The sequence below is a fragment of the Adhaeribacter aquaticus DSM 16391 genome (genome assembly GCF_000473365.1).
Lineage (GTDB): Bacteria > Bacteroidota > Bacteroidia > Cytophagales > Hymenobacteraceae > Adhaeribacter > Adhaeribacter aquaticus.
This window is the reverse complement of sequence record NZ_KI421517.1, coordinates 3,219,674-3,236,161: the sequence shown is the minus strand read 5'-3', so window position 1 is coordinate 3,236,161 and position 16,488 is coordinate 3,219,674. Positions and strand designations below refer to the sequence as shown.

The window sequence follows — 16,488 nt, the reverse complement described above, 5'->3', positions numbered from 1 at the left end:
ATATAATTTTTTATTTTATTATGTTTCATTTCCAACTCCAATTTTTTAGCTAAACAAAATGAAGATTGAACTGTTGGTGAAAGTTAAGTAATTACGGCATAAAACATAAAGACGTTATTTTACAAATGGAAGGGATCCTGAGTACTAACCTTGAAAGCAGAGTAGAATTAAAAAAGCCAAATGGAGATGTTTATTTGCAAATTGAGCGCATGTCTGATAATGAATACATACTGGCGCATTGGGTAGGACGACAAACTTTGGAAACAGTAAAAGAAGGGGGCTCTTATTATGCCAAAATGATGGAGAAACTACCTTGTGAAAAATTATTAAACAGCCATGAGGAATTAATTGGTCCCTGGGATGTTGCTAATGATTGGATTACACAGGAATGGACACCTAAAGTAAGAGCTTTAGGCTTACATTATTTAGCTCAGGTGCTAGCCCCTGGCATATATGGCCAAATGTCTTTTCATCAATTACATGAACGTATCGATAATCACTTTGAAATTTATTTATTTAATGATGAACGTTCTGCCAAAGAATGGCTCTTATCCTTACCTAACAATTAAGCGAGTGAAAAACCATTAGAACGCTTAGATCCAATATTCAATCTTATCACTAATTACACCTACAAAACTTCACAATACTCTTAAGTATAATTATTTATCTTTTAAAATAAACTTTCTTTAATATCCCTGATTTTTAAACAGCAAACAAAGACCTCATATAATTTTTATTTTTTTCAGAAAAATTAAAATTTACTAAACATTCCTTCTCCTGAATGGTTTAGTAGTAAGTTACCCAATCCAGGTAATTTTTATTATGATTTCCTTTGGCACCCATTGGCAGGTTATTCTAGCCTTCATTGTTATATCCATGACACTTGTTTTTGGGATATATAAATTAATAGATTTTATTCTCTATAAAATCAAATTAAATAAAAGAAGACACGGTGGCAATGATCTTAAGATCAGATAAAAGAGGCTCAAATCTGATACCGAGAATATTTATACTCTGATGCAGCAGTTTCAGATAGTAATTTAAGGTTCAGGCCTAATCGCAGTACCTTACCACTGAATTCTTCTTTAACGATAGCCACACCTATTCTTATGGCTTTTCGCCAGAGGCGAATACTTTCTTAGTATATACAATCAAAGAGAGACAGAAGCCTTACAAAATTTTTCTATTCTTTAGGTACAGGAGTAACTTCTTCCTCTTTACTTAATGCCGCTCCAGAGAAATACTCCATTGATTGACCAGCTAACTGTGCTGAACTTTTACTGCTTTTAGATCAGGTTAAAGATACTTCCTACAACATCTATAAACGTATATAATCGGTATGGCTTTTAATAATTTAAAAGCTACTAAGCTTTATAAAATGCTAAAGATCTTTCAAATTTTAAATTAGGCTTTTATTGCCTGGCGGGCTAACAAACGCCATTCTCTATGTTGTTTTTGCCAAACAAGTAAAATGGTTAATTTAACCGAATCAGGCACACCCTTATCATTGGTTCTGGCTGTTAACAGGTGGCGCACTAAAGCAGTTTTACCAACTACTCTTACTACTTGATTCGAAAATTCAATGGTTTTAAAATCCGAGTTTCCGCTGGATAATGCTTTTATAAATTCAGTTTTGGTTTCTACTTTACCGCTGGAATGCCCATAACTTAACTCTTCCATAACTAATTTATTTAAGGCAGGCTCATTAGCATCTATCATACCTAGTCGTAGCTTTTCTACCGCAACAGCAACTTGTTTTTCAGCTTTATTTTGCGCCTGTAAAGGTCCGGCATTCCATAATAAAACTATTAAAAAGAAAAACGATATTCTTTTCATACCCTGAGTAGCACGTGAAATTTTTATTTAAGATTAAAATACCTGAGTCGGGTTAAGAAATATAAACCGGAAAAAATAAGGTAACAGTGCGTTTGACCCGGAACAAAAACAGCCCAGGATATACTCTGTATCTGGGCTGTTTTTGTTCTGTGATAGGTTTATTAAATTATAAATTTAGTACTTAAGAAGGCTGAGTTCTGATCGCTTACAATGTTGTTGATTAACTGCTTGTTGTTCTCATTTAGCTTAGTGGCTACTACCGTACGAATAGAAAAGGCCCGTAACGCATCTACTACCGATAAAGTACCTTCGGCACTATCTTTACGGCCTGTAAACGGAAACGTATCTGGTCCGCGTTGGCATTGGCTATTTATATTTACCCGGCTAACCTGATTTACTAACGGATCAATTAAAGACGCAACTTCCTCTGGATCGTTGCTAAACAAACTTACCTGCTGACCATGAGTAGACTCAATTAAATAATTGATTGGTTCCTCTAAATCATCGAATGGTACTACCGGAACCAGAGGTCCAAACTGCTCTTCCCGATAAAGCATCATATTCTTATTTACTGGATATAAAACAGTTGGGTATACAAAAGACTCTTCCATCTTGCCCCCTCTCTCATTTACAACCTGTGCTCCATGAGCCAGAGCATCCTCGATACATGCTTTCAGGTAAGCTGGTTTATTGGGTTCTGGTAAAGGAGTTAAGGCTACTCCCTTTTCCCAGGGCATACCAACCATTAGCTTTTCAACCGCAATAGCTAACTTTTTCAAAAAAGCATCGGCTATTTGCTTATGCACAAAAACAATTTTAATAGCCGTACAACGCTGGCCATTAAAAGATAAAGCACCCAAAACTGTTTCAGAAACCGCCAGATCCAAATCGGCAGCCGGAGTAATAATAGCCGCATTCTTAGCATCTAACCCCAGAATAGCCCGTAACCGGTTTACTTTAGGGTGCAGCTTTTTAAGTTGGTCAGCTACTTTGCTCGATCCGATTAAGGTAAGAACATTTACTTTACCTGATTGCATAATGGCCGGCACAATAGTATGGCCGCGACCATAGATAGTATTAACCACTCCCGCTGGAAAACATTCTTTGAAGGCTTCTAATAACGGATAATGCAATAAAGTACCGTGCTTCGGTGGCTTAAACAAAATGGTATTACCCATTATTAAAGCCGGAATAAGGGTAGTAAAAGTTTCGTTTAGCGGGTAGTTAAAGGGGCCCATGCACAAAACCACCCCTAAGGGCGAACGTCTAATTTGAGCAATTATACCTTGTTCTATTTCGAACCGCGAAGACTGCCGGTCTATATCTTTTAATGCATCAATAGTAGCATAAATATATTCTACGGTACGGTCAAATTCTTTTGCCGAATCAGCAAACGGTTTCCCAATTTCCCACATGATCAGCTTCACTACCAGATCACGCTTATCTATCATGCGGCGGGTAAATTTTTCCACACAATCTATTCGGTCCTGGATGCTGCTGCTGGGCCAATATCCACGACCGTTATTGTAGGCTGCCACAGCTGCATCCAACGCTTCCATGGCTTCTTTTTCGGTGCATACCGGGTAAGACCCAATTTCTTTCCTTTTTAAACCAGCGGGTGTTTGTACCAGTACGGGTGATAACACCGGAGTGGAGGGACCATCCCATTTTTGCATTACCCCATTGTTCAGGTACTCTTTCTGATGAATTTGTTCATCCAGTAAAAATTCACCCGGGATTTGATCTTCCCTTACAAAAAGGGTTTCAGTTGTTGTCATATACTTACTTATGGATTTTTATATTTCAATTTGTTTCAGTCGAGGAACCAACAACTGCATGATAGCCCAAGCACCTAAATAAGCCCCGCCACAAATCAGGAACATAATAAAATAGGCAGTTTCTATCTGGTTCAGGTTTTCGTAGTACACAAACATGCGCTTTTGCACCAAGGCTGATAATAAAATGCCGCCCAAACCACCAGCCATACCGCCAATACCTGTAACCGAAGCCACAGCCCGTCGCGGAAACATATCCGAAACAGTAGTAAAGATATTAGCACTCCAGGCTTGGTGCGCCGCCGCTGCAATACCAATTATAAAAACAGCCAGCCACATACTCACCCCACCTAAAATCTGAGCAAAAACAATAGGCACCACGCATACGGCATAAATCAACATCGATATTTTCCGGGCCTTAAATACTGGCCAGCCATTTCGGATAAGGTTTAAGGGCAGCCAGCCGCCGCCTATACTACCAAAGCTAGACATAGTATAAACCATGGCCACCGGCAAACCTATGGCAGTACCTTTTACCCCGTATTGCTTGTCCAGGAAATCGGGCAACCAAAATAAATAAAACCACCAGATCGGGTCGGTTAAGAATTTGCCCAGCACGAAAGCCCAGGTTTGTTTAAAAGTTAAAAGTTTAAACCAGGAAGTTTTAGGTTCCGTTTGAACTGCTGCGGCAGCTAAATCATCTACATCCGAGTGAATATAGTCGAATTCGGCTTTGGTTAATTTAGCATGTCTGGCAGGCACTTCATACAATAAAAACCAGAAAATTATCCAAATAAAACCAATGGCACCGGTTATAATAAAAGCCCATTTCCAACCCCAGTTCTCTGCTATGAAAGGAACGGTTAAGGGTGCTATTACGGCTCCCACATTAGAACCGGAATTAAAAATACCAGTAGCAAAAGCCCTTTCTTTTTTAGGAAACCATTCGGCAGTAGCTTTAATTGCTGCCGGAAAGTTACCGGCTTCCGAAATACCTAAAGCTGCCCGGGCTACAATAAACCCAAATGTATTGGTAACCAGGGCGTGCCCGATAGCGGCTAAACTCCACAAAAAAGTGGCCATGGCATAACCAATTTTGGTTCCTAGTTTATCAATTAAACTACCTACCCCCAGCATGCCTAATGCATAAGAAAACTTAAAGGCTATTTCAATGTCAGCATAATCTCCGGAGCTCCAGTTAAACTGTTCCGTGAGGTAAGGCTTAAGCAGTGAAATTACTACCCGATCCAGGTAATTAATGGTAGTGGCAAAAAATACTAGAGAACAAATGGTCCACCTGTATCTACCTATCTTACCATCATTGCTGAGTGGGTTCTTGATTTTATTTTGAGTGGTAGTGGATAATACTTCTTGCATAAGCTTTTTTTTTACATACATTCAAAATCCTAAACCTTTTAACCAGTTTTGGAAAATACTTTTATTAGCTATTCCCATTGCTCCCAGGCGCCTGATCCCAATTTCAGCTCAATAAACGGCAGATTTCATGGGCATGCGTATTCCCTCCTACTGGGCCTATAATGCCAGCAGGCTAGTTAATCATTAGCTAAGATTTGGATTAATCCTTTAGGTTTACGAAATAATTATTGCCTTTTCAGATTTAGAAAAGCCGCTGTCATTACTTATTCTGGTGAAAGCTTTTTTCTTAAACTTAAAAGTTAAAATAGTTTTTAGCATTGTAGTAACTAATATCCTGTACTACTTTACCAATCCATTCTATATCGTTTGGTAACTCCCCGTTTTCTACATCTTCTGCAAACAAATTGCACAGAATTCTTCTGAAATATTCATGCCGCGGGAAAGACAAAAAGCTGCGGGAATCTGTAAGCATACCCACAAAACGGCTTAACAAACCCATATTCGATAATGCATTCATTTGTTTTGTCATTCCATCCTTCTGATCCAAGAACCACCAGCCTGAACCAAATTGGATTTTTCCCGCAACAGAGCCATCATTAAAGTTGCCCACCATGGTAGCCATCAATTCATTGTCGGCCGGGTTTAAATTATATAAAATGGTTTTGGTTAATTGATCGGTAGCATCCAGCTTGGATAAAAACTTAGATAAGGCTCTGGCCTGGCTAAAATCACCAATGGAATCCCAACCTGTATCCGGACCAAGTTGCCTTAACATCCGCGGATTGTTGTTGCGCAAGGCACCTAAATGGTATTGCTGTACCCAACCTTTTTCATGATCCCAGATAGCAAACTGGTACAACATAGCGGATTTAAACTTTAAAATTTCGGAATGACTCAGGCTTTTGTTGGATCTTATTTTAATAAAAATGCTTTTAATTTCCCATTCTGTATAATCTTCGGCATAAATTTCATCCAGCCCGTGATCGGAAACAGAACAGCCATTAGCGGCAAAATAATCGTGGCGTTTTTTCAGGGCAGTTAAGTAAGTTTCATAAGTATCAATAGTCATATCCGTAACGGCCTCTAACTTCTGAATATAGGCATTCAGGGCCACCAGGTTATCAGGATTCATAGCTTTATCCGGGCGAAATGCCGGTAATACTTTTATTTCAAATCCGTCTTGCTTAATCTGTTGGTGATGCTCCAGGGAGTCAATGGGATCATCGGTGGTGCAAACCGTTTCTACGTTCATCCGGCGCAATAAATTACGAACCGAATACTCCGGCAACTGTAGTTTTTCCGTACAGATATCATACACCTCCCGGGCATTTTTGCCAGATAACAGATCGTGCACATCAAAGTATCTTTGCAACTCCAGGTGGGTCCAGTGGTAAAGCGGGTTCCGTAAAGTATAAGGTACAGTAGCCGCCCACTTTTCAAATTTTTCGTAATCGCTTTTGTTACCAGTAGAGTAGGCTTCATCTACGCCGTTGGTGCGCATAGCCCGCCATTTATAATGATCGCCGTAGAGCCAGACCTGCGTAATATTCTGAAATTGGACATCTTGGGCAATTTGCTCCGGAGGCAAATGGTTATGGTAGTCGATAATGGGCATTTGCTTCGCAAACTCGTGGTAAAGCTCCTGAGCAATTTTGGATTGCAACAAAAAGTTTTCGTCCAAAAACTTTTTCCTGGTATTAGTTGCTTTCTCTTTCGCGGGCATTAAAACGTCATTCATCATGGCTATTCCTGCTTATTCTCCTGATTATTTTTATATAATATATTAAAGTGATACCCCACGCTTCCAGGGAATAAAATCATCCTGTCCATGACGTACTGCACTAACTTCAATTTCACCACTGGCCACGCCAATTACATAATCCAGGATCCGTTCACCAGCCTGTTCTATGGTTTCTTCGCCATCTATAATGGTACCGGTATTTATATCAATAATGTCGCGCATGCGAGTAAAAAGGGTCGTATTGGAAGCTATTTTTACTACAGGTGCAATGGGGTTACCAGTAGGCGTACCTAAGCCGGTCGTAAACAAAACCACATTAGCTCCGGAGGCTACTTCAGCGGTAGTAGATTCCACATCATTACCCGGCGTACACAATAAATTTAAGCCGGGTTTGGTTACTTTTTCCGGGTAATCCAGTACAGCCGTTACTGGCGAGGTTCCTCCTTTTTTAGCGGCTCCCGCCGATTTTATAGCATCCGTTATTAAGCCGTCTTTTATATTCCCTGGCGATGGATTCATATCAAACCCTGAACCTACCGCCAGCGCACGGGCACTATAAGTCCGCATTAAGGAGGAAAAACGCTCCGCCTGATCAACACTCAGGCAGCGGTCACTCAGGTTTTGCTCTACCCCACATAGCTCCGGAAACTCAGCTAAAATTACCGAACCCCCTAAGGCTACCAATAAATCAGAAGTATAACCTATAGCCGGGTTAGCCGAAATTCCGGAAAAACCATCCGATCCACCGCATTCTAAACCAATACATATTTTGCTGAGCGGAGCTGGCTGGCGTTCGTTTTGGTTAGCTTCTACCAGTCCGGCAAAAGTCTGTTTTATGGCTAAAGACAAAAGATCGGCTTCTGTTCCTACTTTTTGTTGCTCCAACACTATTAATGGTTTATCAAAATTGGGCGTCCGCTTTTTGATTTCGGCTTCTAAAATAGTAACCTGAGCATTCTGACATCCTAAACTTAATACCGTGGCACCAGCCACGTTGGGATGGGTAATATAGCCGGCCAATAAGCCACACAAGGCTTCCGCATCAAAGCGGGTACCACCGCAACCGCCATCGTGGGTCAGAAATTTAATGCCATCCACATTCGGAAATAAGCGATCATTTTTTTCGGCAATGGTTTCTACAAACACATCCGCCTGTAACAGAGCATCTACTCCGTTGCCTGCTTTGTACAAATCAATTAATTTCTGCGCCTGGTTGCGGTACTTTTGTTTGCGCCCATAACCGAGTGGCGTTACCAGAGCTTCCTGCAATACTTCCAAATTCCGGTTTTCACAAAATACCATGGGCACTACCAGCCAGTAATTAGCCGTCCCGACACTGCCATCCGAGCGATGGAAACCCATAAAAGTCCGGTTTTGGAACTTGGAAACATCCGGCTTTTCCCAGTTAGTCTGGCGCTCGCCGGTAACAAAATCACTGGCGGCATGTTTTATATTACTTGTGGTGAGCACATTGCCAGGCTGCAGATCTACCTGGGCCTTCCCTACTAAAACGCCATACATTATTATTTCACTATTTTGCGGAATAATAGTAGCGGCAAATTTATGTTTCGCTTTTACGTTGTCTAATAAAGTATATTGTTCATCCTGGTACGTTACTACTTCGCCTTTTTTTAAATCAGTTAAGGCTACCAGCACATTATCATCAGGGTGAACTTTTAAAATAATTTGTTTCATAATTCAGGCAACAGAAATCTTTCTTGATTCCAAACTTTTTAAAGCAGCTAAAACGCCTTCTGAACTCATTTGGAGTAAATATTTTTGTACTGTTTGGGCAAAGCCCGGCAGTATGGTTAAATCTGCCCCCCAAAATTCCTGGTTCTTAAGGACTTCATCCGCTATATTTTCGAAGTCCGCAGATTGCCATAATTGATAGAAATAGGCCGCGTGCTCATCATTTATCAGGTAATTTGTGTTGTTTAATTCGCCAAAATATTTCTCCCCTTGTTGCTGCTTTGCTTTCATAAACAATAGGTAAGCCGCAAATCCAAATGCTACATGCTCAGGAGCCTGATTAAATAGATGGTAATATTGCTGCAGCACCGGAACCACCCGCATTTTCAGCTTCATAGTATAATTCATGGTAATGCTTAGCCACTGGTGCTCGATATGCGTATTCCGGAAACGGTCCAAAACTTTACGGGAAAAATCTGCGGCTTCTTCCGGTGCCACTTCGTACGGAATGGCCGGAGCAATGTCTTCCTGCATTAAGCCCGAGATAAAAGCGGATAGATTTTTATCATCCATGGCTTCCTTTACCGTCTGGATGCCACCTAAGAATGCCAACCCGCAGCTGAGGGTATGGGTACCATTCAACAAGCGCAACTTCAGCTCGCGGTACCGGTTAATATCCGGTTCCACAATAACACCGGCATCTGTTTGCGCAAAAGAGAGCTTTTCTTTTACCTGTTCATTTCCTTCAATAGCCCAGAGCCGGTAAACTTCGGACATAATGAGTAAATCGTCCTGGTAACCCAATACTGCTTCCAAATTAGCCAACAAAGCAGCATCGGGTTTACCAGGCACAATGCGGTCTACTAGGGTATTACAAAAAATATTAGCCTCTGTTACCCATTGAATAAAAGCTTCTTCTAAGTTATTTTGCCGAGCCAGTTCTACTACAATGGCTTTTAACTGCGTTCCGTTTTCCGAAATAAGTTCAGTTGGCACTATCACCAAACCTTTGGTTCTATCACCATTAAAAGCTTTGTAGCGCTTTAATAAAACTGCCAGCAGTTTGCCGGGAAACGAGACCGGGGGTTGGGCATTAACATCATCCTCTACTAATTGGATGCCTACTTCGGTGGTATTGGATATAACCACACTTAGCTCCGGACTGGTGGCAAAGGTTAAAATCTCTTCCCAGTTATTACCTGCGGTTAGCACCCGGCTTATAGCAGAACAAATAATATTTGCTTCTACCTTCTGTCCATCCTCAAAACCCCGGACACAAATGGTATATAGGTTATCTTGTTGGTCAAATTCCGCGGTATCACCTTTATCGGTTGATTTAACTACCACTACCCGTCCATTAAAAACCCCTTCCTGGTTAGCCTTATGGATAAAATAATCAGGCAAGCCCCGTAGCAATACCCCTGTGCCAAATTGCAACACCTTTTCTGGCAGCTCAAATAAATCGGGTGACGGCGCTAGTAAATTACTCCCCGCTTTTATTTTCCCTAAATTTTCCTGATTTAATAGCATGACTTGTAAATAGAACCACTCTTACTTTTACCGTGAGGCTGTTACCCCCATTTATTTTTTAGTATTGGCTTGCTTTAATAGCCAGGCCATTAATTCATTACCTGCTTCAAAATTTTTGAATTCAGCCGGTAACTTTCGTCCATCGGTGTATTCGTTGTACAACCACGGATCGCCAACAGCAAACACAGTACCCTTTCCTACCTTAGCTACCGCCATAACTACATCGCCTTTATGGTCCAGAATTGATTTAGCCGGTGCCTTTAAATTTAAAGTACTTATTTCTTTCAGGTAAAGCTGGCGGCCATTCTTGAAGATTTCGTGGTTGGCCGGCACCAAAACTTTACCCATATCAAATTGACTATTGGTTACCGGATTTTTTAATTCTTTCTTAAACTCAATACCAAAAGTTTTTGCCAGATTATTAAAGTGATCGAGTTCCGTGTTGGTGGCATCATTTGCCATCAGCATTAATACGCCGCCTTCTTTTACCCAGGAAAGAATTTCCTTAACATGCTGTTCCTGTACAAAATTTGGTTTATCCGTTTCTTTTTCGGTATCGGGGTCTACAATAATATAAATGCTGGCATTCTTAAGATTTTGGGCAGTGGGAGCAGCTTTTAACTCATTGGTTTTTGCTCCCATATACCGGATGTGCTCTCCCAGTAAAGAGAAACCATTATTCCCTAATTCATTCCATTTGTAATGATAGCTAACCAATTGACCACTGGCATCTTTCTTGAATTCGTTATTAAAATAGCTATCCAATAAAACTGTTTTATTTAAACCTACTTTAGGAATAGCCCGCAATTCTATTTCGTTGGCAGCTAGTAAAAAAGCCCCTACTCCCTTAGGGTCGTTGGTAACTACTTTTTCGCTCAAATAATACTCGTAGCTGCCATCCCGGTAAGGGTTGCCACCTAATCCGGCCACACTAACAGTACCATCTAAGTTAACCTGACCAGATTCATCGGCTTTAACAAATTCTTTAATTAACCCTTTATAGCCTTTTTGAGCTACAGCTTCATATTTCTGTGGTAACCAACCTAAACGTACGCCTTTGGCTAAGGCATAAACAAACATAGATGATGCAGAGGCTTCCAGGTAGTTGCCTTTCCCGGTAGGTTTATCCAGAATCTGGTACCAAACGCCAGATTTAGCATCCTGTACTGTTTCTACAGCTGAGGCAAACCGGTTCAGAATAGCTACCAGCTCTCCTCTTCTGGCATGATTCTCCGGAAAATTTTCCAAGGCATCTACCAAAGCCATGCCGTACCAGCCCATAGCACGGCCCCAAAAATGCGGTGATAAACCCGTTTGTTTATTTGCCCATTTTTGTTGTTTCGACTCGTCCCAGCCGTGGTACAACAAACCTGTTTTAGCATCGCGGGCATGGTTTACCATGTACACGAATTGGTTAACTATATCATCAAAGGCATCTGGTTGGTTGTAGGTAGCTGCATACTCGGCATAAAACGGTTGTCCCATGTAAAGGCCGTCCAGCCACATTTGGTACGGGTAAATCTTTTTGTGCCAGAACCCTCCTTCGTTGGTGCGCGGATGGGTTTTTAATTGCTCCCGTAAAAGCGTGGCCGCTTTGTAATATTTTTCCTGCCCCGTTACCTGATACAGCATTAAAAGGGTGCGGCCATTTTTGATGTTATCAATGTTATACTCTTCTAATTTATACCTGCGAATGGAACCATCCTTCTGCACAAAGTGGTCCATGCTTTTCTGGATAAATTTAAAGTAGCGCGCATCGCCGGTACGCTTCCAGATATTGGTCAACCCTTCCATCACTACGCCTTCGTCGTAAGCCCATTTTACCGGCTTACCTGGTTGCATTACCAGGGAGTCTTTCCAAATGTGCATAACGGTAGCTGCCATTTTCTCTGACCAGGTTCCACCCCTGTCCTGGCCATAAGAAAATTTTACCGGCAGACTACTGCATGCAACTATGAAAAACAAACACACAAACTTTTTCATGATCAATAATTCTATGGTGGTAATTATTATTTACAGACTAGTTTTTCAGCTTTAATAAATGAAGTAATACCTTTTTACTGGATTATCCTTACCTCGAAATTTTTCCTTTTTTTAAGGCTAAGCATCACCGGCCCATCCAGCCCCCGTCCACGGTTAATATTGTACCATGCACATAATCAGAAGCCTGAGAAGCTAAAAAAATAGTAGCCCCGGCAAAATCTTCAGGAGTACCCCAGCGCCCAGCCGGAATCCTACCTAAAATACTCTGACTCCTGTCCGGATCGTTTCGCAAAGCCTCCGTGTTATCAGTAGCTATATACCCTGGAGCAATAGCATTCACATTTACCCCTTTGCCGGCCCATTCATTAGCTAAAGCCTTTACCAGGCTGCCTATGGCTCCCTTACTAGCAGCATAACCGGGCACATTAATTCCGCCCTGAAAGGTTAATAAAGAAGCTGTAAAAATTATTTTGCCGCTCCCCTTTTTGATCATATGCCTTCCTATTTCACGGGCAAGGATAAAAGGTGCATCCAGGTTAACTGCCAACACCTGATCCCAATATTCATCCGAATGTTCAGCAGCTGGTTGACGCATAATCATCCCGGCATTATTCACCAGAATATCAATCTCCGGATTCTCTCCTGTTAGTTGCCTGATAAATGCTTCCAAAGCGGCTCGGTTGCTTAAATCACACTGATAGGCTTTAAAGCTCCGCCCCAAAGCATTTACCTCTGATTCTATCCCGCTTCCGGATAAAGCCAGGGAAGCCGAAACGCCAATTATATCTGCTCCGGCAGCCGCCAATGCCAAGGCCATTCCTTTACCTATACCCTTGTTACAGCCAGTTACCAAAGCAACTTTACCGGTAAGATTAAATAAATTTTCTAGTTGCATTCTTATTTAGGACAAGCGGATTATTAGAATTAAAAGACTTAAAAAAACCGTTTCTTCCGCCTGAAATAGCCTTATCTTTAACAAGTCTACACAGTTTTAAATTGGTATAAAACCTTTAATCCAGAAATTTTTATGCAATCGTTACCGGGAACGATGTAATAAAAAACTCACCGATTTTTTCTTAGCTATTCCTTAAAAATTCCAATTATAATAAGCAGCTTTCCGGTCTTAGAAGAAGAGAATAAATACCCACTATTGAGATACCTATACCAATAAAAAAATCAGCGCCAACCAAAATTTACATTTGGTTGGCGCTGATTAGCCGGGCAAGATGGCTTGATAAAATTTATTTAGAGCAGGCCATTGGTAAAAAGTATTAGCTAAAATTTATTCTGGTAAAATTACCTTTTGCCCATTTATTTTAACATTCTCAAAATGCACATTCTTCGCATGAGAAAACCGGTAAGGTTCTTTAACCTGATCCATGCTGACATTGATTAAACGTAAATTCTGAACCGGCGACTCCTGATACCCCTCTAATAAAACACCTACTTTGCCGCCATTTTTAACCTGCATGTTTCGCACCTCTATATTCCGGACAGTAGGCATAAACGAGCCTGAATCTTCATAAAACATGGTAGCAATAATAGCTTGTTCCGCTACCTGCCCCACTTCTATATTGCGCAGGTAAATATTCTCTATTACACCTCCCCGAGCCGAACTGGTTTTAATACGCAAGACCCGGTCTAATTCCGGACTATCCATCCGGCAATTTTGGGCAAATACATTCCGAACACCCCCTGAAATTTCACTCCCGATAACTACGCCACCGTGACCATTAGCCATAGTGCAATCCTGAATAATAATATTTTCACTCGGCACATTAATTCGGCGGCCATCCGCATTCCGGCCTGATTTAATGGCAATGCAGTCGTCACCAGTATTAAAAAAGCAATCCTTGATTAATACATTTTTACAGGACTCCGGGTCACAACCATCTGAGTTAGGACCCTGGCTTTCTACTCTTACCTTCTGAATTGTAACATTATTACACAGCACCGGATTTAAAATCCACATCGGCGAATTAATAATAGTCACCCCTTCAATAAGCACATTCTCGCAACGATAAGGCTGTACAAACTGCGGCCGCAGGAAAGATTCTTTGCCAAATTTGCGCTGATGAACGGGAATATTATCTTCAGCCATCTGAAACAGAGCGGCCCGTTTGTCAGCATCTGTCTGGCTAGCCATACCGTCTTTCCAACCATATTTTTTTTGACCTTTCCAGGGCCACCAATTAGTGGCATCTGCTCTTCCATCCAATGTTCCTTCCCCGGTGATGGCTATATTCTTTTGTTCAAAAGCATAAATTAACGGCGACAAGCCCATCAACTCCACACCTTCCCAACGGGTATGCACTAAAGGCAGGTAATCGTCCGGTTTGGTAGAAAAAGAAAGGGTTGCACCTTTTTGTATATTCAGATTCACATTACTTTTTAGATGAATAGGGCCGGTCAAATAAACCCCTGCTGGCACTACCACGCGTCCGCCTCCAGCCTGGGAACAGGCCTCGATCGCTTTCTTAATGGCCGCCGAACAATCTGCAGAGCCGTTGCCAACAGCGCCATAGGCTGTAATGGCGAAATCTTTTTTTATAAAAACAGGGGGTTTAATTTGCTCCAGCAATTTATCCAGGTTTTTCCAAGGATCCGTATTCCCAATAGCATCATTAATTCGCATGCCGTCTGAAGCAAATTTTGTACAAGAATTAAATAATAATACTATACAAATAAAAAAGAAGCTGAATAGCCAGCTTCTTTCCATTGGTTTTATTTTTGTTATCATCTTAATAATATTCTTAATTTACCTTCACCTCCTTTATACCATAATTACCTATTACCACCTTACATTTAAGGATAAGGTCTTTTACTGTTGCTTATAACTACACCAGTAAAAGACCTTATTTTTTACTTATGGCTTAACCTACCGATAAGCCGGATTTTGCTCAAATTCACCTTCATTCAGGATTAAAGCTCTGGATGGGATGGGTCTTAAAATTTTAAGAGCACCACCATTACCTTCAAAAGGATTAATTCCCCGGTTAAACCAATTTCGAACATCGCGATTATACAAGCGGGTTCTTTCTACCAGCGTCCCTGTCCGCTTTAAATCAAACCAGCGGTGGTACTCACCAGCTAATTCCCGGGCTCTTTCGTCCAGAATAAAATTGATGTTTACATCAGCCGGAGTAATGGCCATCCCACCTGTTACACCTGGCTTGGTAGCTCTGCGGCGTACTTCATTGATGCGTAAGGCGGCATTATTATTATCGCCCATTTTAAAATAAGCTTCCGCTGCAATAAGGTACGTTTCACCTAAGCGAGCTAAATAAATATCCCGGGTGCTGGTAGGATTACCAAATACGGCTTTCGGATCATCAAACTTTTTTATTGCTGGGGTAGCATTATCCAGGGCAGTGCTATTAGAAGCTTCCCAAGCCGCTGAATATGGAATTACCTGCGTATTATTCCGCCGTGTTGGGTTAGCTGCTCTCCAGGCAGCAATATCGGCAGCACTGGAAGCCCATTTAGGAGCATAGTAAAACCTAACGTTAAGGCTATTTCGCTCATTGCTTTTATCATAATAATCGTAGTACCGGCTGTAGTATTCAATCATAAAAGTTGCATCAAACCGTGCATCCTGCTGGGTAAAAGTATCGAACAGATACATGGTAGGCACCAGGCGGTAAGCCCGTTGCGGGTAACCTTGCGTAGCACCCTGGCCACCCATGTAGGGGCCAAACCAGTAATTCTGATTATTGCCCCCGGTTTGTGGATTTTGAATGGAAGCCGGATCATACTGAATAGAGAATAAAACTTCTGCATTTCTTTCGTTGCCCGGGAAAAACAAGTTTTCAAATGAAATATTTAAAGCCTGACCTGCAATAGCTGCATCGGCAAAAGCAACTGCTTTTACAAAATCTTCGCGGTTACCGAATTGTTCGTAACCCCGGGTTAGATGTACTTTTGCCAGGTAATGCCGGATGGCTCTTTTGGATATCCGACCAAATTCAGAAGGATTATCCTGTACTAACCCTAGGGCCTCGGTCATTTCATCAAGTATAAATTTATATACTTCTTCCGCTGAATTGCGCTTGAAACTTCCCTGAGGCTGCGTAAACCGATCGGTAACTAAGGCAACACCTCCAAAATTCTGAACCAGCAGAAAGTAATAGTAAGCTCTCAAAAATTTAATTTCTCCTTTGCGAAAAGCTAAATTGGATGAAGCCGCAGTTTTATCATTGAAATACAAAGCCGTATTACAAACCTGAATGGCCGCATAAGAATTCCGGTAAAAATTTTCCACGGAGGCTTCTTCCGGAGTTAAATCCCGGTATTCGCTGATGCCTTTTGGCTGCGGATCCCGGCCTTCCACAAATAAATCGGTCCCAGCAGCAAAAAGCCAAGGCTCGCTGTACACATTCCGCAACGTTCCGTAAGAGGCATTTACCAGTTTATCGTAGCCCTCAGTTGTGGCATAATACACATCTGATTCTATATTCGAACGGTTTTCCTCTTCCAGGTAATCTTTACAACTGGTTATGGTAGCCAGCAATACAAGTAGTAAACTTAATATATGTAACTTCTTCATTTTTAATC

General features: G+C 41.4%; 11 protein-coding genes. 1 reads left to right on the top strand and 10 read right to left on the bottom strand.

All coding sequences use genetic code 11. The features are described 5' to 3' along the window. The first annotated feature begins 125 nt into the window (after nt 1–125). The gene (locus ADHAQ_RS0116595) at nt 126–569 is read left to right on the top strand and encodes a hypothetical protein (RefSeq protein ID WP_026463898.1); all 444 of its coding nucleotides are present in this window, start codon (nt 126–128) and stop codon (nt 567–569) included. 835 nt (nt 570–1,404) lie between these two features. On the opposite strand, the gene ADHAQ_RS0116590 is transcribed toward ADHAQ_RS0116595, so the two are convergent. From ADHAQ_RS0116590 to ADHAQ_RS0116540, 10 genes are all read right to left on the bottom strand, one after another. Then, nucleotides 1,405–1,836: a nuclear transport factor 2 family protein gene (locus ADHAQ_RS0116590; protein ID WP_051359983.1), complete on the bottom strand. Its 432-nt coding sequence runs from the start codon at nt 1,834–1,836 to the stop codon at nt 1,405–1,407. A 161-nt stretch (nt 1,837–1,997) separates the two neighbouring features. Next, on the bottom strand, nt 1,998–3,614 hold the full coding sequence (locus ADHAQ_RS0116585; RefSeq protein ID WP_026463896.1) for an NADP-dependent glyceraldehyde-3-phosphate dehydrogenase: 1,617 nt from the start codon (nt 3,612–3,614) through the stop codon (nt 1,998–2,000). Between the two features lie 18 nt (nt 3,615–3,632). Beyond that, entirely contained in the window at nt 3,633–4,988 is a 1,356-nt protein-coding gene (locus ADHAQ_RS0116580; protein WP_051360204.1) for an MFS transporter, read from the bottom strand. 292 nt (nt 4,989–5,280) lie between these two features. Further along, nucleotides 5,281–6,729 carry a glucuronate isomerase gene (uxaC, locus tag ADHAQ_RS0116570; RefSeq protein WP_245590627.1) on the bottom strand — a complete coding sequence of 483 codons (1,449 nt, stop codon included), beginning with the start codon at nt 6,727–6,729 and terminating at the stop codon, nt 5,281–5,283. Between the two features lie 42 nt (nt 6,730–6,771). Then, complete coding sequence (locus ADHAQ_RS0116565; protein WP_026463893.1) at nt 6,772–8,424, bottom strand: UxaA family hydrolase; 1,653 nt, start codon at nt 8,422–8,424, stop codon at nt 6,772–6,774. A gap of 3 nt (nt 8,425–8,427) precedes the next feature. Further along, nucleotides 8,428–9,951 (bottom strand): tagaturonate reductase, encoded by a 1,524-nt coding sequence (locus tag ADHAQ_RS0116560; protein ID WP_026463892.1) that lies wholly within the window; start codon nt 9,949–9,951, stop codon nt 8,428–8,430. Between the two features lie 51 nt (nt 9,952–10,002). Then, nucleotides 10,003–11,934 carry a glycoside hydrolase family 88/105 protein gene (locus tag ADHAQ_RS0116555; protein WP_034256883.1) on the bottom strand — a complete coding sequence of 644 codons (1,932 nt, stop codon included), beginning with the start codon at nt 11,932–11,934 and terminating at the stop codon, nt 10,003–10,005. A gap of 124 nt (nt 11,935–12,058) precedes the next feature. After that, on the bottom strand, nt 12,059–12,829 hold the full coding sequence (locus ADHAQ_RS0116550; RefSeq protein WP_026463890.1) for an SDR family oxidoreductase: 771 nt from the start codon (nt 12,827–12,829) through the stop codon (nt 12,059–12,061). Nucleotides 12,830–13,216: 387 nt separating this feature from the next. Beyond that, nucleotides 13,217–14,653 carry a glycoside hydrolase family 28 protein gene (locus ADHAQ_RS0116545; protein ID WP_026463889.1) on the bottom strand — a complete coding sequence of 479 codons (1,437 nt, stop codon included), beginning with the start codon at nt 14,651–14,653 and terminating at the stop codon, nt 13,217–13,219. Between the two features lie 159 nt (nt 14,654–14,812). Continuing rightward, nucleotides 14,813–16,480 (bottom strand): RagB/SusD family nutrient uptake outer membrane protein, encoded by a 1,668-nt coding sequence (locus ADHAQ_RS0116540; RefSeq protein ID WP_026463888.1) that lies wholly within the window; start codon nt 16,478–16,480, stop codon nt 14,813–14,815. Nucleotides 16,481–16,488: the final 8 nt, after the last annotated feature.